The sequence below is a fragment of the Actinophytocola glycyrrhizae genome, assembly GCF_042653545.1.
Taxonomy (GTDB): Bacteria; Actinomycetota; Actinomycetes; order Mycobacteriales; family Pseudonocardiaceae; genus Actinophytocola; species Actinophytocola glycyrrhizae.
The window spans coordinates 20,245-40,269 of the sequence record NZ_JBHSIS010000027.1; the positions used below are offsets into that span (position 1 = coordinate 20,245).

Below are 20,025 nucleotides of genomic sequence, written 5' to 3' on the forward strand. Positions count from 1 at the left end.
GCGGGTCCGGCGTGGAGGTGTCGCGAGTGCTGGTCGGAGTGCCTCGTGAGGTGAAGAACCACGAGTACCGGGTGGCGATCACGCCTGCCGGGGTGTTGGAGCTGGTGCACCGCGGTCACGAGGTGCTGGTCGAGGCGGGCGCGGGGACCGGGTCCTCACTGCCGGACGCCGACTACGCGGCGGCAGGCGCGCGGATCGTGGCGTCGCCCGACGAGGTGTGGGCCGCGGACCTCGTACTGAAGGTCAAGGAGCCGGTGGCCGAGGAGTACCCCCGCCTGCGCCGCGGCCAGATCCTGTTCACCTACCTGCACCTCGCCGCCAGTGCGGAGTGCACGAGGGCGCTGGTCGACGCGGGCACCACCGCCATCGCCTACGAGACGGTCCGCGCGCGGGACGGGTCGTTGCCGCTGCTCGCACCGATGAGCGAGGTCGCAGGCCGGATGGCGCCGCAGGTCGGCGCGCACTGCCTCGAACGCGCGCAGGGCGGCCGCGGTGTGCTGCTGGGCGGTGTGTCCGGCGTGCCAGCGGGGAAGGTCGTGGTGATCGGCGGCGGAGTGGCCGGGATGAGCGCCGCCACGATCGCGGTCGGCATGCAGGCCGAGGTCGTCGTCCTCGACACGAACGCGGACCGGTTGCGGCAGATCGACTTCACCTATCGCGGGCACCTGCAGACCGTCGCCAGCAACACCTACGAGATCGACAAGGCGTGCCGGTGGGCCGACCTCGTGATCGGCGCGGTGCTCGTGCCCGGCGCGAAGGCACCCAAGCTGGTGAGCAACGACCTCGTCGCGCGGATGCGGCCGGGTTCCTCGCTCGTCGACATCGCCATCGACCAGGGTGGCTGCTTCGAGGACTCCTGCCCGACCACACACGCGGACCCGACGTACACCGTGCACGAGTCGGTGTTCTACTGCGTCGCGAACATGCCGGGCGCGGTGCCCAACACGTCGACGTGGGCGCTCACGAACGTGACGCTGCCCTACGCGGTCTCGTTGGCGGACAAGGGAACCGAGGCCCTCGCCGACCCGGTGCTCGCCGCGGGCCTGAACGTCGCAGACGGCAAGGTGATGCTCGCCGAGGTCGCGCGGGCGCACGGGATGCCGCTTGGAGGTGCGGGCTGAACGCGGCGGTCACCGACGCGATCACCGCGTACCTCGACCACCTGGCCGTCGAACGCGGCACCTCGCGCAACACGCTCGACGGTTACACCAGGGACCTGCGGCGGTACGAACGGCACCTGTCCGCGCTCGGTGTGCCCGCGCTCGCGGCCGTGACCGAGGCGCACGTGTCGGCGTTCCTCGCGGTGTTGCGGGAGGGCTCCGACGACCACCCGCCACTCGCCGCGTCGTCGGCGGCGCGGGCGCTGGTCGCCGTGCGTGGCCTGCACAAGTTCGCGGTGCGCGAGGGGATCGTCGACCTGGACCCGGCACGCGAGGTGAAACCGCCGTCCACCCCACGCCGCCTGCCCAAGGCCCTGCCGGTCGACGACGTGCTGCGGCTGCTGGAAGCGCCCGCGGCGGAGGCGCTGCGGGACCGCGCGCTGCTGGAGGTCCTGTACTCGACCGGCGCCCGCATCTCCGAGGCCGTCGGCCTCGACCTCGACGACATCGACACCGCGGAGCGGACCGTGCTGCTCGACGGCAAGGGCGGCAAACAGCGCCTGGTCCCGATCGGCCGCCCGGCACTGGACGCGCTCGACGCCTACCTCGTGCGCACCCGCCCGACGCTGGCGGCGGCGGGCCGGGGCACCCCGGCGGTGTTCCTCAACGTGCGCGGCGGCAGGCTGTCCCGGCAGAGCGCGTGGCAGGCACTGAAGGTCGCGGCGGAACGCGCGGGCCTGACGGCCACGGTGTCCCCCCACACCCTCCGGCACTCGTTCGCGACGCACCTGCTCGAAGGCGGCGCGGACGTGCGCGTGGTGCAGGAGCTGCTCGGCCACGCGTCGGTGACCACCACCCAGATCTACACCCTCGTCACGGTCAACACGCTGCGTGAGGTCTACGCGACCGCGCATCCCAGGGCGCGGGGCTGAGCTACCGCATGCCCGCCGCGCGGAAGAGCCGGTCGTAGATCTCGCGGATCACGTCCTGCTTGCGGGCGTTGTAGTCCATGACGTGCCCGCCGCCGGGGACCGCCGCCCGTTTCGCGTCCTCGTAGCGGCCGCGGTCGCCGGGATGCGTGCGCAGCCAGTCGCGGAACATGCGGTGCCGGATGGTCTCCGGGCAGTCCGGGCCGAAGACGTGCAGGTTCACGCGCGGTTCGGTGAGCCGCAGGCACCGGTGCTGGTGCCACGACGGCTCACGGATGACGAGGACGTACCCGAGCCGTTCGAGAGTGGGGACGTACCGGTCCTCGTCGCGCGGATCGGCGACGGTGAGGTCGATGTCGATGACGTCCTTGGCGGCCAGGCCCTCGACCGACGTCGAGCCGACGTGCTCGACGTCCAGTGCGGTGTCGCCGAGCGCCGCGCGGATCGCCGAGGACAGCTCCGCGAAGCGGCGTGGCCAGCCGGGGTCGTAGGGCACGATCCGGACCGTCTCGGGCGGCGGTGGCCCGAGGACCCACGGGTTCTCGTCCGGGTCGACGTCAGGGTGCCGGGTGATCTCCTCGAATGCGGGCACCCGGCCGAATCTAGACGATTGATTCCGTGAAGTCGGTGTGAGTGGGCGGGCGGTCGTCGTGTGCTGGTTCCGGTTCGCGTTGTGGGTTGTCCTCGCCGGACGGGCAGGTCTCGGAGGTCGACGGGATGGCAAGGAGCCCCTTGGTGCTGCGAAAGGCGCGTTGACGGCGTGGCAATGCCCTGAAAGGCGCGTTCAGGGCGCTGGGCGCCCTGAACGGCCCAGTCATGGCACCGGTTGTGCCGTCAACGCGCCTTTTCACGGCGCAGGGTCGTCCTGCCGGGCCGCTGCGCGCCGGGCGCTTCACATGACCCTCACGGAATCAATCATCTAGACGACGATTCCGCGGAGTTGGTGTTGGGCGTGGTGGTCACGTCTCAGGCGAGGCCGGGGCTGGCCTTGTAATGCGGTTTGTCCTCGCCGACGGGCAGGTCCCGGGAATGATGGTGGACTGGCGCCACCGTCGGGGGCCGGGGCGCCTCAGTCCATCTGGAAGAGCGTAAGCTGCAGCCCGGCAGGCCCCTCGACGCGTGCGTTCGTCGACCTGAACGGTGTCGGGGTCGGCTCGGCGAGCACCTCGCCACCCGCGGACCGCAGCGCCTCGGTGCCGCCGTGCACGTCGTCGACCTCGAACGCGACCCGGATGTGGCCCGCGACCCGGCGGCCGACCTCGACCGAGTCGATGTACTCGGCGGTGGCCGGTTCGGCCAGCTCGAGCGTCGCCGCGCCGGCGTCCAGGATCATCACCCGGCCGCCGTTCCCGGGCGGTACGGCGTCGCGTTCCGGCATGCCGAGTACGTCGCGGTAGAAACGCACCGCCTCGTCGTAGTCCTCCGCCGTCACGACGAGACGGAGCTGACGCACTGCCATGGGACCTCCTCCAGGATCTTTCAGTCATGACGAACACGCTGGTCAGTCCGAGAATTCCAGGTAATCGGTCCTGGTACGGCGAGCCTCTTTGCCGTGGCCGGTCGGCAATCTCTAAGCTTCCCCGCACAGCGGACGACAAGGAGCTAGGTCCACATGTCGACAATGCACCCCTCGGATCAGGAGCTCAGCCTCGCGCCGAGGGCGGCCTCCGACGAGGAGGAGGCGATCGAGGAGAGCCCCAACGGCGCTGGTCCCGGCGGCCGCACCAAGCGGCACATCCCCGAACCGCCGCTGCTCAGCAGCCACGGCCCCGCCAAGGTCATCGCGCTGTGCAACCAGAAGGGCGGCGTCGGCAAGACCACCTCGACGATAAACCTCGGTGCCGCGCTGACCGAGTTCGGCCGTCGGGTGCTCATCGTCGACTTCGACCCGCAGGGCGCGCTGTCCGTCGGCCTCGGCATGCCCGCGCACCTGCTCGAGAAGACGATCTACAACGTCATCATCGAGCGGTCCATCAGCACCGACGACGCGATCATCCGCACCGGTGTCGACAACATGGACCTGCTGCCGAGCAACATCGACCTGTCCGCGGCCGAGGTGCAGCTCGTGGCCGAGGTGGGCCGTGAGCACACGCTGGTCCGCGCGCTGCGGTCGGTCATCGACGTCTACGACTACATCCTGATCGACTGCCAGCCCTCGCTCGGCCTGCTGACCGTGAACGCGCTCGCGGCCGCCGACGGGGTGCTGATCCCGCTGGAGTGCGAGTACTTCTCGATGCGTGGCGTCGCGCTGCTCACCGACACGATCGAGAAGGTCCGCGAGCGGCTCAACCCGAAGCTGGAGATCACCGGCATCCTCGCGACCATGTACGACCCGCGCACGCTGCACTCCCGTGAGGTCATGAGCCGCGTCGTCGAGCGCTTCGGCGACGTCGTGTTCGACGCGGTCATCAACCGGACCGTGCGGTTCCCGGAGACGACGGTCGCGGGCGCGCCGATCACGGTGTGGGCGCCGAGGTCGGCGGGTGCGAAGGCGTACCGCCAGCTGGCGCGAGAGGTGATCGCCAGGTGACTCGCCGGCCTTCGTTGCCCGGCGCGGATGAGCTGTTCAGACCGACAGGACACGCCGAGGGCGTGCTCCCGCTGACGTTCGAGCCGACCCGGGTGCCACTGCACTCCGTGCCCCCGGCGGCCAGGCGGGGTTCGCCGCGCCAGAAGCACACGTCGAAGATCACCGTCTACGTGTCGGACGAGGAACTGCTCGCACTCGAGCACGTGCGACTCGCGCTGCGCGCCGCGCACGGACTGGCGGTGGACCGCGGCCGGGTCGTCCGCGAGGCGATCGCGGTGCTGCTCGCCGACTTCGAGGACCGTGGCGAGGAGTCGGTGCTCGTGCGCCGCCTGCGCAATGACGACTGACCCTGCCCCCTCGTCGCGGTTCACGGTCCGCCTTTCGAACTTCGAGGGTCCCTTCGACCTGCTGCTGCAGCTGATCTCGCAGCACGAACTGGACGTCACCGAGGTGGCGCTGCACCGGGTGACCGACGACTTCATCGCACACCTCCGCCTGGCCGGCGACGACTGGAACCTCGACGAGACCACCGAGTTCCTGGTGGTCGCGGCGACGTTGCTCGACCTGAAGGCGGCGCGGCTGCTCCCGTCCGGTGACGTCGACGACGAGGACGACCTCGCGCTGCTGGAGGCGCGGGACCTGCTGTTCGCGAGGTTGCTGCAGTACCGCGCGTACAAGCAGGTGGCGGCCCTGTTCGCCGAGCTGGAGGCCGGTGCGCTGCGGCGTTACCCGAGGTCGGTGGCGCTGGAGGACCGCTTCCAGTCGCTGCTGCCCGAGGTGCTGCTCGGCGTGACCCCGGCCCGCTTCACCGAACTGGCCGCGGCCGTCTTCCGCCCGAAACCGCCGCCGACGGTGTCCATCGACCACCTGCACATGGGCAAGGTGTCGGTCCGCGAGCACGTGGCGGCGCTGAGGTTGAAACTGGCGACGGCGGGCCGGGCCACCTTCGGTGACCTGGTGGCCGACTGCGAGCACAGCATCGAAGTGGTGGCGCGGTTCCTCGGGCTGCTCGACCTGTACAAGGAGAACGTGATCCTGTTCCACCAGGAGGAGGCGCTGGCGGAGCTGACCGTCGAGTGGACCGGCGGCACGGCGCAGGAAGCCGAGGTCGCGGCGACGACGTCGCCAGCAGGCGATGAGGAGGAGTACGGGTGAGCGACCAGCACCCACAGCACACGACCCCGCCCCCACAGGACGCGGAACCGCTCCCCGAGCCACCACCGGCCCCCGAGGACGGGACTCCCTCGCCGCCGGCGGCCGAACCACTTCCGGACGCCGCGGAACAAGCGGCTGACCCCGTCGGCGAGGGCGCCGCCGCCGAAGTGGCCGAGCCACTGGACCAGTCGTCGGATGTGCCTGGACCAGCCACGGAGCCACTCAGTGGTGCAGTGGCCGGGCCGACCGCTGATGCACCCGAGGCGGACGAGATCGAGGAGGGTCCCGCCCCGCTCGGCGACGACGAACTCGACTCGGCACTCGAGGCGCTCCTGCTCGTCGTGGACTCGCCAGTCGACGAGGAGGCGCTCGCCACCGCGCTCGACACCACACCTCTTCGGGTGGCCGAGCACCTTCGTCTCCTCTCGAACGGGTACGCCGACCAGGACCGTGGGATCGACCTGCGCCGGGCGGGTGGTGGCTGGCGGTTCTACACGCGTGACCGTTATGCCCCCTACGTCGAGAAGCTGCTCCTCGACGGTCAGCGCGCCAAGCTGACCAGGGCCGCGCTGGAGACGCTGGCCGTCATCGCCTACCGTCAGCCGGTGACCCGTGCGCGGGTTGCCGCCGTTCGTGGCGTCAACTGCGACGGTGTCATCCGCACCTTGCTCGCTCGCGGGCTGGTCGAGGAGACCGGGACCGATCAGGAGACCGGCGGTTTCCTCTACCGCACCACCGAACTGTTCCTCGAGCGCCTCGGCCTGTCCTCTCTGGAGGACCTGCCGCCGATCGCGCCGCTGCTTCCGGAGGTCGACTCCATCGATGAACTCTGACCAGGACGGCGTGCGCCTGCAGAAAGTGCTCTCCCGTGCCGGGGTCGCTTCCCGCCGCGCCGCCGAGGATCTCATCGCGCAGGGCCGGGTCAAGGTCGACGGTGACGTGGTCACCGAGTTCGGGCGCCGCGTCGACCCCGACAACGCCGTCATCCACGTCGACGACGTGCGGGTCGTGGTCCGCGAAGGGCTCGTCTACCTGGCCTTCAACAAGCCGCGCGGCGTGCACACCACCATGTCCGACGACCGCGGCAGGCCCTGCGTCGGTGACTTCCTCCGCGGCCGCGACGAGCGGCTCTTCCACGTCGGCCGCCTCGACGCCGAGACCGAGGGGCTGCTGCTGATCACCAACGACGGCGACCTCGCGCACCGGCTGATGCACCCGTCGTTCACCGTCGACAAGACCTACCTCGCCGAGGTGCCGGGGCCGGTGCCGCGCACCATCGGCCGCCAGCTCCGCGACGGCATCGAGCTGGAGGACGGCCCAGTCCAGGTCGACGCGTTCCGGGTCGTCGACACCAGCGGTGGCCGCGCCATGGTCGAGGTCGTGCTGCACGAGGGGCGCAACCACATCGTCCGCAGGCTGCTGGCGGCGGTCGACCTGCCGGTGCGCAAGCTGGTCCGCACCCAGATCGGTGACGTCCACCTTGGCAACCAGCGGTCGGGTTCCCTTCGCGCACTGACCCGCCAGGAGGTCGGCTCACTCTTCGCCGTCGTCGACCTGTGACGTCGAGGTGGGTGCGGCCGGTCACGCGCGGCTGGGTGGTCCGCGACGAGGTGCCCGGCCCGGACGTCGACGAGTTCGCGGAACCGGAACGGGTTGCCGCCGCCCTCGCCGGGCCCGGTGCCGCGGCCAGGGCACTGCTCGCCGTCCAGCATCCACACCGGACACCGACGGCGGTCGCGGCGGGACGCGGTCTGCTGGAATCGTTGCCCGCGGCCAGGAACACGTTGGCGTTGCTGCTGCGCACCGCGTACCGCGAAGTGTCCGACGTGGTCGCGCCGTACGAGGTCGACGGCCCCGACGGCACCGCGTGCGGCGTCCTGTGCATGGTCGACCCGACGGCGGTCGACGCGGGCAAGGTCCGCCACAGCGAAGAGGTCTACCCGGAGATCGTCGAGGAACGCGCGCGGGTGCTCACGGGCCTGGGGTACGCGACCAGCGCCGCGATGCTGGTGCCGGTCAGCGACCGGGACCAGCTGACCGCGGAGGTGCGCGCCCACACGGCGAACCAGCCACCCGCGGTGTCCACCGTGGACTCGCAGGGGCGGCGGCACCGACTGTGGCTGACCGGGGACACGTCACTGCTGGACGTCGTGGAAGCGCACCCACTCATGGTCGCCGACGGTAACCACCGTGTCGCCGCGGCCCGCACCGGCGGGCTGCTGGCACTGGTCACGGCGGGCCCGGCACTGCGGATCGGCGCGTTCCACCGCGCGCTGACGAACACCGGCCTGACGGCGGCCGACCTGGCGGCGGCGTGGCGCCGAGCGGGCCTGAACGTCCACGACGTCCCACAGGCCAGGTCCCCGGCGGACCCGGGCACCGTGGTGGTCCGCTGCCGCGACGCGACGCTGGTGGTGGACCTGCCGCCCGGACTGGACCACGCGGTCGTGGAGGACACGCTCCTGGCGAAGGCGCTGCACCTGAACCCGGAGAGTGAGCACGTGCACCCGCTGCCCGCGGGTCGCACACCACCGCCGAACGCGGACGCGATCGTGGAGCTGGCGCCGGTCCCGCTGACCACGGTGCTGGCCGAACACGCGGCGGGGCGCCGGATGCCGCGCAAGAGCACGTACTTCACCCCGAAGCCGAGAAGCGGCCTGCTGCTGGCGGACCTGACCGCCCAGAAAAGCTGACCGCCTCGGCGACGTGCCGGCAACCCCAGGACTCCGGCAAACTCGGTGCTGATGCCCTGAAAGACGCTTTCGGGACGCTCAACGTCCCGAAAGCGTCTTTCAGGGCATGCGGGCGCCTTCACGGCGCACACCGGGGCGGCTACGTGCCTGCCCCGCGAAGCGGGTCCGGACAAACTCAGGCAGTGGCCGGGCGTTGCCGGGTGATCGCCAGGCGGGCGACCGGTTCGACGAAGCGGGCCGCGAGAGGGCCGAGGACCGCCATGATCAGGACGTACGCGGTCGCCAGGGCGGCCAGTTGCTCGTTCACGGCGCCCGCCGTCACCGCGAGGCCCGCGATCACGATCGAGAACTCACCCCGTGCCACCAGCGCCGCACCCGCGCGAGCACGGCCCATCCGTGCGATTCCCTGCAGTTTCGCCGCCCACCAACCGGTCAGCAGCTTCGTCAGCGTCGTGACCGCGGCAAGGCCCAGCGCCACGCCGAGCACCGGCGGGATCGTCGAGGGCACCGTGTTCAGGCCGAACACCACGAAGAACATCGCCGCGAACAGGTCGCGCAGCGGTTCGAGCATGCGGGTCGCGTTCTCCGCGGTCGACCCCGAGATCGCGATGCCCAGCAGGAACGCGCCCACCGCGGCCGACACCTGCAGCTGCGACGCCAGGCCTGCCACCAGCAGCGCCGCGCCCAGCACCCGCAGCAGGAACACCTCGGGGTCGGGACTGTCCACGAGCGCGGACACGTACCGGCCGAACCGCAGCGCCAGCACGAGCACCACCGTCACCACGAGCAGTGAGATCCCGATGGCCGTCAGCCCACCGAGCAGTGTCGCACCGGCCAGGACCGCGGTCAGGATCGGCAGGTAGACCGCCATCGCCAGGTCCTCGAACACGAGGATCGACAGGATCACCGGTGTCTCGCGGTTGCCGAGCCTGCCCAGGTCACCGAGGACCTTCGCGACGATGCCCGACGACGAGATGTACGTGACGCCCGCCATCGCGAGCGCGCCGACCGGGCCCCAGCCCAGCAGCAGCGCCACCGCCACCCCCGGCGCCGCGTTCAGCACGATGTCGATGAGGCCGGCCAGCCACGACCGTTTCAGGCCGGTGACCAGCTCCGCCGCCGAGTACTCCAGCCCCAGCAGGAGCAGCAGGAGGATCACGCCGATCTCGCTCGCGATCGTCGTGAACTCGTCGATGCCCTCCAGCGGGATCAGCCCGCCGCTGCCGAACGCCAGGCCGCCGAGCAGGTAGAACGGGATGGGGGAGATGCCGATCTTCCATGCGAGCCTGCCGAGCATGCCCAGGCCGAAGAAGATCGCGCCGAGTTCGATCAGCGAGATTGCGGTGGAATGCACGGGCCGCTACCCGCGGCCGAGGACGCTCGCCGCCTTGGCGAGTCCCTCCTTGGTGCCGACGGTGATCAGCGCGTCGCCGCCGCCGAGCATGAAGTCGGGGCGCGGCGACGGGTGCACCTGGCCGGCCCGGACCACGGCGACGACCGACACAGCGGTGCGCGTGCGCAACGCTGTGTCACCGAGTGTGCGGCCATCGTAAGGAGATCCGGGCACGAGGGGGAGCTGTTTGGTGTGCACGCCGTCCAGTTCGTCCTGCAGTTGGGCGACCAGCTGCGGTGAGCCGAGCAGGCTCGCGAGTGCGCCGGCCTCCTCGGAGGTGAGCGGTATCGACGCCGTGCAGCTGTCCGGATCGTCCACAGCGGACACGATCAGCTCGGACCGGCCGTCCCGGTAGGTGATGACACCGATCCTCCGCCCGCCACGCGACACGAAGTCCTGGCGGGTACCGATCCCTGGCAGCGGAGTCACCTCGACGTTCACCACGACAGGTTAACGTGATTCGTTGCTGCTTTCTTCCCCCGCCTCTTGGACCTAGGTTGGTGTCGGTCTCGATCACCAACGTCCGGGAGGCACCGCATGGCCGGTCGCACCAAGTTCATCCTCGACGAGTCCGACATGCCGACGGCCTGGTACAACATCGTGCCCGACCTGCCGGCACCGCCACCGCCGCCGCTGCACCCCGGCACCGGTGAGCCGATCGGTCCCGAGGACCTCGCGCCACTGTTCCCGATGGCGCTCATCGAACAGGAAGTGAGCACGGAGCGTTACATCCCGATTCCTGACGGGGTGCAGGAGGTGTACCGGTTGTGGCGCCCGTCGCCGCTGTTCCGGGCGCACCGGCTGGAGAAGGCGCTCGGCACCCCGGCCCGCATCTACTACAAGTACGAGGGTGTCAGCCCGGTCGGCTCGCACAAGCCCAACACGGCGGTGCCGCAGGCGTACTACAACGCGCAGGAGGGGGTCAGGCTGCTGACCACCGAGACCGGCGCCGGGCAGTGGGGCAGCGCGATCTCGTTCGCCTGCGCGCAGTTCGGGCTCGAGTGCGAGGTGTGGCAGGTCCGCGCGTCGTATGACCAGAAGCCCTACCGCAAGCTGATGATGGAGACGTTCGGCGCGACCGTGCACCCGAGCCCGTCGGACCTCACCGAGGCGGGCAAGGCGATCCTCGCCGCCCACCCCGACTCGACGGGCAGCCTCGGCATCGCGATCAGCGAGGCCGTGGAGAAGGCGGCGGGCAACCCGGACGCCAGGTACGCGCTGGGCAGCGTGCTCAACCACGTGCTGCTGCACCAGACGGTCATCGGCGAGGAGGCGATCAGGCAGTTCGAGATGGCCGGTGACACGCCGGACGTGATCGTCGGCTGCACCGGCGGCGGCTCGAACTTCGGTGGGCTGGTGTTCCCGTTCCTGCGGGAGAAGCTGGCGGGCAGGATCTCGCCGGAGATCAGGGCCGTCGAACCCGAGGCGTGCCCGTCCCTCACACGCGGCAAGTACACCTACGACTTCGGTGACACCGCGGGGCTGACGCCGCTGCTGAAGATGCACACGCTCGGCCACGACTTCATCCCGGACCCGATCCACGCCGGCGGGCTGCGGTACCACGGCATGTCGCCGCTGCTGTCGCACATCGTGGAGCTGGGCCTGGTCGACGCGGTCGCGATCGGCCAGAACGAGTGCTTCGCAGCCGGTGTGCGGTTCGCGCGGTCGGAGGGCATCATCCCGGCGCCCGAGCCGACGCACGCGCTGGCCGAGTGCGTGCGGGAAGCGTTGCGGTGCAAGGAAACGGGTGAGGAGAAGGTGATCCTGACCGCGCTGTGCGGGCATGCGCACCTCGACCTGCCCGCGTACGCGAGCTACCTCGCGGGCGAGATGGTGGACCGTGAACTGACCGACGGGGAGCTGGCGGTCGCCCTCGAGACGATCCCGGTCCGGTAGTCGCCCGGCCCGGGCCGAGCCGTTGGCGGCTCAGCCCGGGCCGGTCACGACGTCACCGCACCGGGACCACGAGCCTTCCCGGCCGGTGACGGGACAGTGGTTCCGGCACCGGTACGAACCGTTCGACGAGACGAAGACCGGGACCCGCCGGTTTCGTCACCGATACAGCTGGCGGGCGATGATCTCCCGCTGGATCTCGCTCGCGCCTTCGTAGATGCGCGGTGCACGGACGTCCCGGTACAGGTGCTCCAGCAGGTGCCCTTCCTCCAGCGCGCGGGCGCCGTGCACCTGGATCGCCACGTCCACCGCCTGCTGGGCGGACTCCGTCGCGAACAGCTTCGCCATCGCCGAGAGGTGGCCGGTGCGTTCGGCACCGGAGTCGTAGGCGGCAGCGGCGTCGTGGACGAGCAGCCGCGCGGCCTGCAACCTCGTCGCCACGTCGGCGAGTTGGTGGGACACCGCCTGGAAGTCACGCAGTGGTTTGCCGAACGCCCGGCGTTGCGACGTGTGCGCCACCGCCGCGTCGAGCGCGGCCTGGCCCATGCCGAGCGCGAACGCGCCGACGCTCGGGCGGAACATGTCCAGGGTGCGCATCGCCACGCGCCAGCCACCGTCCACCTCGCCCAGCACCGACTCGGCGGGCACCCGCACGTCCGCGAAGGTCAGGCGGCCGATCGGGTGCGGTGACACCAGGCGTTGCCGGGTGCCGGTCAGCCCCGGTGCGTCGCCGGGGACGACGAACGCGGTGATACCCCTGGCGCCGTTGTCGCTCGTCCGCGCGAAGACCGAGTACACGTCCGCGTCCGGCGCGTTCGAGATGAACACCTTCTCGCCGGTCAGCCGGTAGCCGTCGCCGTCGCGGGTGGCGGACAGCGTCAGCGACGCCGCGTCAGAGCCCGCTTCCGGTTCGGTCAGCGCGAAACCCACCGCCGCCGTCCCGGCCGTGATCCGCGGCAGCCACGTGTCCACGACGGACTCCCGGCCGGCCAGCAGGATCGGGTAGGCGCCGAGGCCCTGCAGGGCGAACGCGGTCTCCGCCTCCGTGTCGTGGCGGGCCAGCGCCTCCCGGATGACGCACAGGTCCATCGCCGACGTGCGCGGGAACAGCCTGCCCAGCAGGCCGTGTTCCGCCAGTGCCGCCAGCAGCGGCCGGTTGATCCGGCCCGGTTCGCCGCCGGGCAACCCGGCCGCCACCTTCGACGTGTGGTCGCGCAGTTCCCGGTGCGCCTGCGAGAGGTGGGTGTAGGTCACGGGATCACCGCGGTGCCGACCAGTTCGATCTTGGCGGCCTCGTCGAACAGTTCCGCGACGCCGAGCAGGGCAACGGCGGGGTAGTGGCGGCCGAAGTGTTTGCGCCACAACGGGCCCAGCTCCTTGAGCGCCGCGCGGTACTCGGCCACCGCCGTCGTGTAGATGACCAGCGACACCAGGTGGCCGGGAGCGCCGCCCGCCGCAGACAGCGCCGCGACCACGTTCCCCGCGGCCTGGTCGAACTGCGCGGCCATCGTCGAGCCAACGATCGCGCCGTCGGCGCCCTGCGCGGTCTGGCCGCCCAGGTACACGGTGCGTCCGGGGGCGGCGATCACGGCGTGCGCGAACCCGACCGGCTCGGCGAGCCCAGGCGCGGTGACGATCTCGTGCGCGCTCATCGGCCGGTCCACTGTGGACGCCGACCGGCCGACCACGCCGCGTAGAACTCAGCGTGGTCGTCGCTTTTCATCAGCAGCGCCTGCGTCATGGCCTCCAGCTCGATGCTGCTGCCGAGGTCCATGTCCAGCTCGCGCGTGAGCAGCACCTTGGTCGTCGAGTACGCCAGCGCAGGCCCGTCCGCCAGCCGCCGCGCCAGCGTGCTCGCCTCCTCGGTGAGTGCGGTGTCCGGCACCACCTTCGTCGCGAGGCCGATGCGGTCCGCGTGCGCCGCGTCGACCTTGTCGCCCAGGATCAGCAGTTCCGTCGCGCGGCCGAGACCGACCAGGCGGGGGAGCAGGTACGCGGAACCCATGTCCGCGCCGGCCAGGCCCACCTTGGTGAACAGGAACGCGAACGACGCGGACTCCGCCAGCAGCCGGAAGTCGCTCGCCAGCGCGATCACCGACCCGGCGCCCGCCGCGATCCCGTTGACGGCCGCGATCACCGGCAGCGGGCACTCGCGCAGCGCCTTCACGACCGCGCCGGTCATGCGCGTGAACTCCAGCAGTTGCGCGGCTTCCATCTTCTGCAGCTCGCCGATGATCTCCTCGACGTCGCCGCCGGAGCAGAAGCCGCGGCCCTGACCGGTGAGCACGACCACCCGCGCGTCACCGCGGTGCGGCAACTCGGCGAGCAGGTCACGCAGGTCCGCGTACACGTCGAACGTCAGCGCGTTCAGCTTGTCCGGCCGGTTCAGCGTGACGGTCGCGACGCCGTCGGCCACCGACAGGTCGAAGTGCTGCCACTCCTGCGTGAACCCGGGTGAGGCCCGGAAAGGACTCATGTCTGGAGACCTCCTCCATCAAGGACGATCGTCTGACCGTTGACCGCGGCTGCCTCCGGCGCGGCGAGGAACGTCACCGCGAAGGCGACCTCCTCCGGCTCCAGCAACCTGCCCAGCGGCGACATGTCCGCCACGATCCTCGCACTGTCCTCTTCGGACCGGCCAGTGGTCGCCGCGATCCGCTGCACGGTCGTCGCCGTCATGTCCGTGCGCACGAACGTCGGGCACACCGCGTTCGACGTCACGCCGGTGCCGGTGACCTCCGCGGCCACCGCGCGCATCAGGCCGACCGCCGCGTGCTTCGACGCGGAGTACGCCGCCGTGTACTTCTGCCCGGCGAGCCCGGCCGTCGACGCGACCGTCACGATCCGGCCGGAGTTCCGCGCCCGCATGCCCGGCAGCGCCGCCCGCGTGCACAGGAACGCGCCGGTGGCGTTCACGTCCAGCTGGGACCGCCATGAGTCCATTGTGGTCTTCGTGAGCGGCGCGCTCGCCGACACCCCGGCGTTGTTGACCAGCACGTCCACCTCGCCGAGCGACCCGAACAGCTCGGCCACCGCGGCCTCGTCGGTGACGTCGCAGTCGGCACGACCCAGTACCACGACCCGGTCGCCGAGGTCGGTGAAACGTTTGGCCACCGCCGCGCCGATGCCCCGCGTGCCACCGGTGACCACGACGAGCCTCACGAGAGGCCCCGCAACGCGCGCCGGTCCAGCTTGCCGTTCGTGGTGCGGGGCAACGACTCCACGAACACGACCTCCTGCGGGCACTTGTGCCCGGCGAGCCGCTCCCGCACGTACGCCCGCAGCGCGTCACCGGTCACCTCGGCACCCGGCCGCGGCACGACGTACGCCCTTGGCTTGGTCAGCCCGTCCACTTCGAACCCGACGACCCCGCACTCGAGCACGTCCGGGTGCCCGATGAGGCAGTGCTCGATCTCGCTCGGCGCCACCCAGATGCCGCCGGACTTCAGCAGGTCGTCGGCGCGGCCGTGGTAGGCGAAGAACCCGTCCGCGTCGCGGCTGAACAGGTCTCCCGTGTGGACGGTGTCGCCGCGGTAGGTGGCCGCCGACTTCTCCGGGTCTCCGAAGTACTCCAGCGCGACGGTGCCGCCGGTCACCTCGAGCACGCCGACCTCGCCGTCCGGCACCGGAGCACCCGCGTCGTCGACCACCTGCGCCGAGTAGCCGGGCACCACCTGCCCGCACGTGCCCTGCCGCGCCGCGCCCGGTCGGTTGGAGATGTAGATGTGGTACGCCTCCGACGACCCGATCCCGTCGACCACCTCGACGCCGAACGCCTCGTCCCACTTGCGGTGCAGCTCCGCGGGCAGCGCCTCACCTGCCGACGTGCACAACCTGACCGACGTCAGGTCCTGGTCGGCCGCGGCGGGGTGGGCGACCATCGCGCTCATCATCGTCGGCACGTTCACGAGGATCGTCGGCCGGAACCGGGCAATCAACTCGAAGATCCGCTCGGCCGTCGTGCGTTCGGGGAACGCGATCCCGGCGCCGCCGACACCGAACGGGTACAGCGCGGTCAGGTCCCTCGCGTAGCCGAAGAACAGCTTCGGCACCGGCAGCACGATGTCGTCCTCGGCGATGTCCAGCACACCGAGCGCGTAGCTCTCGTGGCTGACGATCGGGCTGGCGGCCGTGTGCACACAGGCCTTCGGCGCGCCGGTGCTGCCGGTGGTGAACTTCCAGATCGCGATGTCGTCGCGGGTGGTCGGCGCGGTCGCGAGCGTGTCGGGTGCCTGCGCGACGAGGGTCGCGAAGTCGTGCTCGCCCGGTCGGAGGTCCTCGCCCCCGACCACCAGCACCTGCCGGTCACCGACGCCCGCCTCGCGCAGCAGGCCGAGGGTGACCGGGTCCGCGACCACCACCGACGCGCCGGTGTAGTCGAGGTAGTAGCGGTAGTCCTTGGGCTGGAGGAACGTGTACACCTCGGCCGTGACCGCGCCGATCTTCTGCGCGGCGTACCAGGTGGCGACGAACTCGACCCCGTCCGACAGCGCGAGCAGCACCCGCTCGCCGCGCCGCGCGCCCAGTTCGGCGAGCACGTTGCCGACCCGGTTCACCAGTGCCGCGAGCCCGGCGTACGTGGTGGCGCCCTCCGGTGTGTACAGCGCGACCCGGTCGCCCCGGCCCAGCGACAGGTTGCGGTCGACGAAGTGGTCGGCGACGTTGAACAGGGTCATGCCACCTCCCGGATGGTCTCGACCAGCAGGTCGGTCAGTGTGTCGAAGGTGGACTGTCCTTCCGCTACGGACGCCTGCGTGGGATCGCCGCAGTAGGCCCGGTCCATGCCCATCGCGACGAAGTCCGCCTTCCCCTGTGCCATGGCGGTCGCCATGTTCACCGGCAGGGCGGGCAGGGTCGCCGCCGTCGCCGTGTCGACCAGGCCGGGCCGGTCGGCGAGCACGAGCGAGGTCTCGTACCGGCCCGCGTGGCAGGCGCCGGACCGGAACTCGTCGGTCAGCCGGGCGGCGTTGTGCCTGCGCACGAGGTCGAGGTAGGCGACCCCGGCCTCGGCGGTGGCCTTCCGCAGCGTCGCGACGTGCGCGGGCTCGAAGTGGTTGTTCACCACCACGATCCTCGCGAACCCCTGTGAGACCAGCGATCCGCACACGTCGACGAGCAGCGCGTGCAGGGTGTCCTCGCGGACGGAGACCGCGCCGGGGAACGCCGCGCCGAAGCGGGTCACGCCGTAGTTCAGCGTCGGCAGTACCAGCACGTGCACGTCCGGGTCGTCCGCCAGCCGGGCGGCGGCCCGCGCGCACATGCCTGAGGAGATGATCTCGTCGGTGCCGAGCGGCGCGTGCGGACCGTGTGGTTCGACCGCGCCGACGGGCAGCAGCAACACCGGCTTCCTCGCACCGGCGAGGAGCTCCGCGACCTGCGTGGACGTGAGGTCGGCGAACGCGGTCACGACGCGACCTCCTCGATAGTCGTCGGCCGCGGCTCGAACAGGCACAGGTCCGCGCGCCCGGCGGCGACGACGGTGTTCACCTCGTCCGGCGTGGTCAGGTACCCGCCGACCAGCGTCGGCACCCCGGCCTCGTTGCGGACCCGGTCGGACAGCGTGGTGAGGTAGCCGCGCCGGTACTCCGGCCGGGAGGTCGCGGTCGTGTGCCCGGCACGCACGTGCACCAGGTCCACGCCGTGGGCCGCGACCGCCCGCGCGTGCTCGACGCCCTGGTCGACGGTCGTCCCGCGCGGTGCCCAGTCGGTGATCGTCAGCCGTGCCACCAGCAGGCCGGGCCACACGGCACGCACCGCGGCCACGACCGACAGCGGGAACCGCAACGGCTCCGATCCGTACCCGTCGGACCGCCGGTTCGTCAGCGGCGAGAGGAAGCTCGCCAGGAGGTAACCGTCGGCAAGGTCGAGTTCCAGCACGTCGAACCCGCTGTCGCGGGCCCGCTCCGCCGCGGCCACGAAGTCGGCCAGCACCCGGGCCATGCCGTTCTCGTCGAGCTCGGCGGGCACCGCGCTGAACGGCGTGTACGGCAGCGGCGAGGCCGACACCAACGGCCACCCGTCCCGCAGCGGCACGTCCACACCGCCCGAGGCACGTGTCGCGCCGCGGCGGCCCGCGTGTCCCAGCCGCACCCCGGCGAGCGCGCCGGCGTCGTGGACCTCCTCGACCACCGGCGCCCACGAGTCGTCCAGCACGGGGCACGCCGGGGTCGTCCGCCCTTCCTGGGAGACCGCGACGAACCCGGTAAGCGCGAGCCCCGCACCGGCCCGTGCCGCCGCAGGGAGGTCCGGAGTGGACCGCACCACCCGGTTCCCGAGCGTCACACCGCCCACGCGCAGCGGCGCGAACATCGGTGGTGGCGCCACCGCGCCGGGCACGAGCGGGACACCGGAAGCGTTTGCGGCGAACCACGCGTCGAGCACCATGGTGAACCGGGAATCCCGCTGCGTCAGGTTGGCGTGGCTGATCCGCCCGCTGCGGGTCAGCAGGTTCGCCGCGAACTGGATCGGCGCCAGCCCGAGGTGGCTGCGGACCCGGCCGAAGTACGCGGCGCTGTCCCCGGCCGCCTGCTGGAACCGCTCGACCACCGGCTGCCGTTCCAGCTCGTAGTCGACGAGTGCCTGTTCCACATCGGATGGATGGCGCACGAAAGCGTTTGCCAGCGCGATCGCGTCCTCCATCGCGAGCTTCGTGCCCGAGCCGATCGAGAAGTGCGCGGTGTGCGCCGCGTCGCCGATCAGCACGAGGTTGCCCCGGTGCCAGGTCTGGTTGCGCACCAGCGGGAAGTCCAGCCACACCGACCTGTTGGACATCAGTCGGTGTGTACCGAGCTCCTCGGCGAACAGCTCCTGGCAGAACGCCAAGCTGTCTTCCTCGGACATGCGGTCCAGCCCGGCGCGCCGCCACGTCGCCTCGGTGGTCTCGACGACCCACGTGCTCGTGTGCTCGTCGAACGGGTAGGCGTGCACCTGGAACAGCCCGTGCTCGGTGTCGGAGAAGACGAACGTGAACGCGTCCAGCACGAGGTCGGTGCCGAACCACACGTACTTGCAGCCCTGCGGCGTCGACGACGTGCCGAAGTCGGCGCTCCGCCGCAGCGTGCTGTTCGCCCCGTCGGCGGCGACGACCAGGTCCGCCGCTTCCGCGGCGGCCACCTCGGTGCCGAACGACAGCGACACGCCCAGTTCCCGGCACCGTTCCTGCAGGATCGCCAGCAGGTGTGTTCGCCTGATCGCCGAGAACGTGTGCCCCGAGGACCGCAGCACCGCGCCCCGGTACCGGATGTCGATCGACGTCCACCGCGCGAACGAGTCGGTGATCTCCAGGTAGGTGGCGTAGTCCGCGTCCCGCAGCGCGCCGAGTGTCTCCTCGGAGAACACCACGCCCCAGCCGAACGTCGCGTCCGGTGCGTTGCGTTCCACGACGGACACCTCGTGCCCCGCCTTGCGCAGCAGGATCGCCAGGTACAGCCCTGAGGGCCCGGCTCCGACGATCGAGACCCGCATCAGGACACCGCCTCGGCCAGCCGGTCGAGGTCGTCGAGCGACGCGACGGTCGGGTACAGGATCAGCTCGTCGCAGCCCTCGGCCTCGTAGCCGCGCACGAAGTCCCGCACGGCCCGTGCCGAGGTCAGGTTCCCGGCCGCGATCTTGTCCGCGAACGGCCCGGTGAACGCGTAGTAGTCGCGGAGGTAGGCGCTTCCCCCGTCCGGGTCGCCGAACGCGAAGTACCCCTGACCCCACAACCGCGGCTCACCAGGCCGTTCGAGGTCCCGCCACGCCGCACGTGCCCGGTTGGCCGCCGACCCGAACGCACGGGGCGGGCCGCCGCCGTGCGCGTAGCCGTCGGCGTACCGGGCCATCCGCGCCAGCGCGGCGCCGCTCGACCCGCCGACCAGCAGGTCGACCGGCCGCCTGCGCGGGCCGATGCCCGACTCGTCGAGCCGCCCGCGCAGGAACGCGAGCTGCTCGGACAGCGTGGCGCCGCGGGTCCTGTGGTCGACGCCAGCCGCGGCGTAGTCGTCGCGCCGCGCGCCGACACCGAGGCCGAGCGTGAACCGCCCGTCGGACAGCGCGTCCACGGACAGCGCGTGCTTGGCGAGCAGGGCGGGGGAGCGCAGCGGGCCGATCGCGATGTTGGTGGCCAGCCCGACGCGGGACGTGACCGCCGCGGCCGCGGACAGCGCGGCGAACGGCTCGATGCTGTCGTAGACGAGGCGGTCGAGCACGCCGAGGGTGCTGAACGGGCCCGAGTCGGCCCGGCGCGCCCACTCGACGAGCAGCTCGCCCGAGATGCCCGGAATGGTGTTCGGAAGCCCGACGCCGACCTTCACCCACGACACATTACGGTTGACCCCGGTGAGGCGTCAACTAT

General features: G+C 71.3%; 21 protein-coding genes. 9 read left to right on the forward strand and 12 right to left on the reverse strand.

Annotated features, from left to right (window positions below; all coding sequences use genetic code 11):
- Positions 1–26 precede the first annotated feature (26 nt).
- Both ald and xerD read left to right on the forward strand, forming a co-directional pair.
- On the forward strand, positions 27–1,121 hold the full coding sequence (gene ald, locus ACFPCV_RS37035; protein WP_378062042.1) for an alanine dehydrogenase: 1,095 nt from the start codon (positions 27–29) through the stop codon (positions 1,119–1,121).
- Complete coding sequence (xerD, locus tag ACFPCV_RS37040; RefSeq protein WP_378062286.1) at positions 1,118–2,032, forward strand: site-specific tyrosine recombinase XerD; 915 nt, start codon at positions 1,118–1,120, stop codon at positions 2,030–2,032. Before ald ends, xerD begins: the two co-directional genes overlap by 4 nt.
- Before the next feature lies 1 nt (position 2,033).
- On the opposite strand, the gene ACFPCV_RS37045 is transcribed toward xerD, so the two are convergent.
- Together ACFPCV_RS37045 and ACFPCV_RS37050 are read right to left on the reverse strand one after the other, a co-directional pair.
- Entirely contained in the window at positions 2,034–2,621 is a 588-nt protein-coding gene (locus ACFPCV_RS37045; protein WP_378062043.1) for a GrpB family protein, read from the reverse strand.
- A gap of 477 nt (positions 2,622–3,098) precedes the next feature.
- Entirely contained in the window at positions 3,099–3,488 is a 390-nt protein-coding gene (locus ACFPCV_RS37050; protein ID WP_378062044.1) for a VOC family protein, read from the reverse strand.
- Between the two features lie 153 nt (positions 3,489–3,641).
- Between ACFPCV_RS37050 and ACFPCV_RS37055 the strand changes: the two genes are divergently transcribed.
- The 6 genes from ACFPCV_RS37055 (at position 3,642) to ACFPCV_RS37080 (ending at position 8,407) form a co-directional block, all read left to right on the forward strand.
- Positions 3,642–4,559 carry a ParA family protein gene (locus ACFPCV_RS37055; RefSeq protein ID WP_378062045.1) on the forward strand — a complete coding sequence of 306 codons (918 nt, stop codon included), beginning with the start codon at positions 3,642–3,644 and terminating at the stop codon, positions 4,557–4,559.
- A 62-nt stretch (positions 4,560–4,621) separates the two neighbouring features.
- Entirely contained in the window at positions 4,622–4,906 is a 285-nt protein-coding gene (locus tag ACFPCV_RS37060; protein ID WP_378062287.1) for a hypothetical protein, read from the forward strand.
- Positions 4,896–5,714, forward strand: a complete 819-nt coding sequence (locus ACFPCV_RS37065; protein WP_378062047.1) for a segregation and condensation protein A — start codon at positions 4,896–4,898, stop codon at positions 5,712–5,714. Before ACFPCV_RS37060 ends, ACFPCV_RS37065 begins: the two co-directional genes overlap by 11 nt.
- Positions 5,711–6,547, forward strand: coding sequence for an SMC-Scp complex subunit ScpB (scpB, locus tag ACFPCV_RS37070; RefSeq protein WP_378062048.1), 837 nt, complete (start codon positions 5,711–5,713; stop codon positions 6,545–6,547). The genes ACFPCV_RS37065 and scpB overlap by 4 nt, the downstream gene beginning before the upstream one ends.
- On the forward strand, positions 6,537–7,274 hold the full coding sequence (locus ACFPCV_RS37075; protein WP_378062050.1) for a pseudouridine synthase: 738 nt from the start codon (positions 6,537–6,539) through the stop codon (positions 7,272–7,274). Before scpB ends, ACFPCV_RS37075 begins: the two co-directional genes overlap by 11 nt.
- Complete coding sequence (locus ACFPCV_RS37080) at positions 7,271–8,407, forward strand: DUF1015 family protein (RefSeq protein ID WP_378062052.1); 1,137 nt, start codon at positions 7,271–7,273, stop codon at positions 8,405–8,407. Before ACFPCV_RS37075 ends, ACFPCV_RS37080 begins: the two co-directional genes overlap by 4 nt.
- Before the next feature lie 175 nt (positions 8,408–8,582).
- Here ACFPCV_RS37080 and ACFPCV_RS37085 read toward each other — a convergent pair whose 3' ends face one another.
- Both ACFPCV_RS37085 and ACFPCV_RS37090 read right to left on the reverse strand, forming a co-directional pair.
- Positions 8,583–9,761 carry a cation:proton antiporter gene (locus tag ACFPCV_RS37085; protein WP_378062054.1) on the reverse strand — a complete coding sequence of 393 codons (1,179 nt, stop codon included), beginning with the start codon at positions 9,759–9,761 and terminating at the stop codon, positions 8,583–8,585.
- 6 nt (positions 9,762–9,767) lie between these two features.
- Positions 9,768–10,241: a cation:proton antiporter regulatory subunit gene (locus tag ACFPCV_RS37090; protein WP_378062056.1), complete on the reverse strand. Its 474-nt coding sequence runs from the start codon at positions 10,239–10,241 to the stop codon at positions 9,768–9,770.
- A 96-nt stretch (positions 10,242–10,337) separates the two neighbouring features.
- On the opposite strand from ACFPCV_RS37090, the gene ACFPCV_RS37095 reads away from it, so the two are divergent.
- On the forward strand, positions 10,338–11,696 hold the full coding sequence (locus tag ACFPCV_RS37095) for a TrpB-like pyridoxal phosphate-dependent enzyme (RefSeq protein ID WP_378062057.1): 1,359 nt from the start codon (positions 10,338–10,340) through the stop codon (positions 11,694–11,696).
- 156 nt (positions 11,697–11,852) lie between these two features.
- Here the strand turns inward: ACFPCV_RS37095 and ACFPCV_RS37100 are convergent, their stop codons facing one another.
- Genes ACFPCV_RS37100 through ACFPCV_RS37135 form a run of 8 tightly spaced genes read right to left on the reverse strand, consistent with a single transcriptional unit; the run spans position 11,853 to position 19,984 of the window.
- A complete protein-coding gene (locus ACFPCV_RS37100) occupies positions 11,853–12,911 on the reverse strand; it encodes an acyl-CoA dehydrogenase family protein (protein ID WP_378062288.1) in 1,059 nt (352 codons plus the stop codon).
- Positions 12,912–12,943: 32 nt separating this feature from the next.
- Complete coding sequence (locus ACFPCV_RS37105; protein WP_378062058.1) at positions 12,944–13,345, reverse strand: RidA family protein; 402 nt, start codon at positions 13,343–13,345, stop codon at positions 12,944–12,946.
- Positions 13,342–14,169: an enoyl-CoA hydratase family protein gene (locus tag ACFPCV_RS37110; protein ID WP_378062059.1), complete on the reverse strand. Its 828-nt coding sequence runs from the start codon at positions 14,167–14,169 to the stop codon at positions 13,342–13,344. The genes ACFPCV_RS37105 and ACFPCV_RS37110 overlap by 4 nt, the downstream gene beginning before the upstream one ends.
- Complete coding sequence (locus tag ACFPCV_RS37115; RefSeq protein WP_378062060.1) at positions 14,166–14,855, reverse strand: SDR family NAD(P)-dependent oxidoreductase; 690 nt, start codon at positions 14,853–14,855, stop codon at positions 14,166–14,168. Before ACFPCV_RS37115 ends, ACFPCV_RS37110 begins: the two co-directional genes overlap by 4 nt.
- On the reverse strand, positions 14,852–16,369 hold the full coding sequence (locus ACFPCV_RS37120) for a benzoate-CoA ligase family protein (RefSeq protein WP_378062061.1): 1,518 nt from the start codon (positions 16,367–16,369) through the stop codon (positions 14,852–14,854). The genes ACFPCV_RS37115 and ACFPCV_RS37120 overlap by 4 nt, the downstream gene beginning before the upstream one ends.
- Complete coding sequence (locus ACFPCV_RS37125; RefSeq protein WP_378062062.1) at positions 16,366–17,100, reverse strand: creatininase family protein; 735 nt, start codon at positions 17,098–17,100, stop codon at positions 16,366–16,368. The genes ACFPCV_RS37120 and ACFPCV_RS37125 overlap by 4 nt, the downstream gene beginning before the upstream one ends.
- The gene (locus tag ACFPCV_RS37130; RefSeq protein ID WP_378062063.1) at positions 17,097–19,157 is read right to left on the reverse strand and encodes an FAD-dependent monooxygenase; all 2,061 of its coding nucleotides are present in this window, start codon (positions 19,155–19,157) and stop codon (positions 17,097–17,099) included. The genes ACFPCV_RS37125 and ACFPCV_RS37130 overlap by 4 nt, the downstream gene beginning before the upstream one ends.
- A complete protein-coding gene (locus ACFPCV_RS37135; protein WP_378062065.1) occupies positions 19,157–19,984 on the reverse strand; it encodes an LLM class flavin-dependent oxidoreductase in 828 nt (275 codons plus the stop codon). The genes ACFPCV_RS37130 and ACFPCV_RS37135 overlap by 1 nt, the downstream gene beginning before the upstream one ends.
- Positions 19,985–20,025 lie beyond the last annotated feature (41 nt).

Bases quoted from the DNA above. Each gene is read 5' to 3' on its own strand.
- ACFPCV_RS37065 (WP_378062047.1), top strand. From the start codon at position 4,896: ATGACGACTGACCCTGCCCCCTCGTCGCGGTTCACGGTCCGCCTTTCG.
- ACFPCV_RS37105 (WP_378062058.1), bottom strand. From the start codon at position 13,345: ATGAGCGCGCACGAGATCGTCACCGCGCCTGGGCTCGCCGAGCCGGTC.
- ACFPCV_RS37075 (WP_378062050.1), top strand. From the start codon at position 6,537: ATGAACTCTGACCAGGACGGCGTGCGCCTGCAGAAAGTGCTCTCCCGT.
- ACFPCV_RS37130 (WP_378062063.1), bottom strand. From the start codon at position 19,157: ATGCGGGTCTCGATCGTCGGAGCCGGGCCCTCAGGGCTGTACCTGGCG.
- ACFPCV_RS37055 (WP_378062045.1), top strand. From the start codon at position 3,642: ATGTCGACAATGCACCCCTCGGATCAGGAGCTCAGCCTCGCGCCGAGG.
- ACFPCV_RS37120 (WP_378062061.1), bottom strand. From the start codon at position 16,369: ATGACCCTGTTCAACGTCGCCGACCACTTCGTCGACCGCAACCTGTCG.
- ACFPCV_RS37110 (WP_378062059.1), bottom strand. From the start codon at position 14,169: ATGAGTCCTTTCCGGGCCTCACCCGGGTTCACGCAGGAGTGGCAGCAC.
- ACFPCV_RS37095 (WP_378062057.1), top strand. From the start codon at position 10,338: ATGGCCGGTCGCACCAAGTTCATCCTCGACGAGTCCGACATGCCGACG.
- ACFPCV_RS37050 (WP_378062044.1), bottom strand. From the start codon at position 3,488: ATGGCAGTGCGTCAGCTCCGTCTCGTCGTGACGGCGGAGGACTACGAC.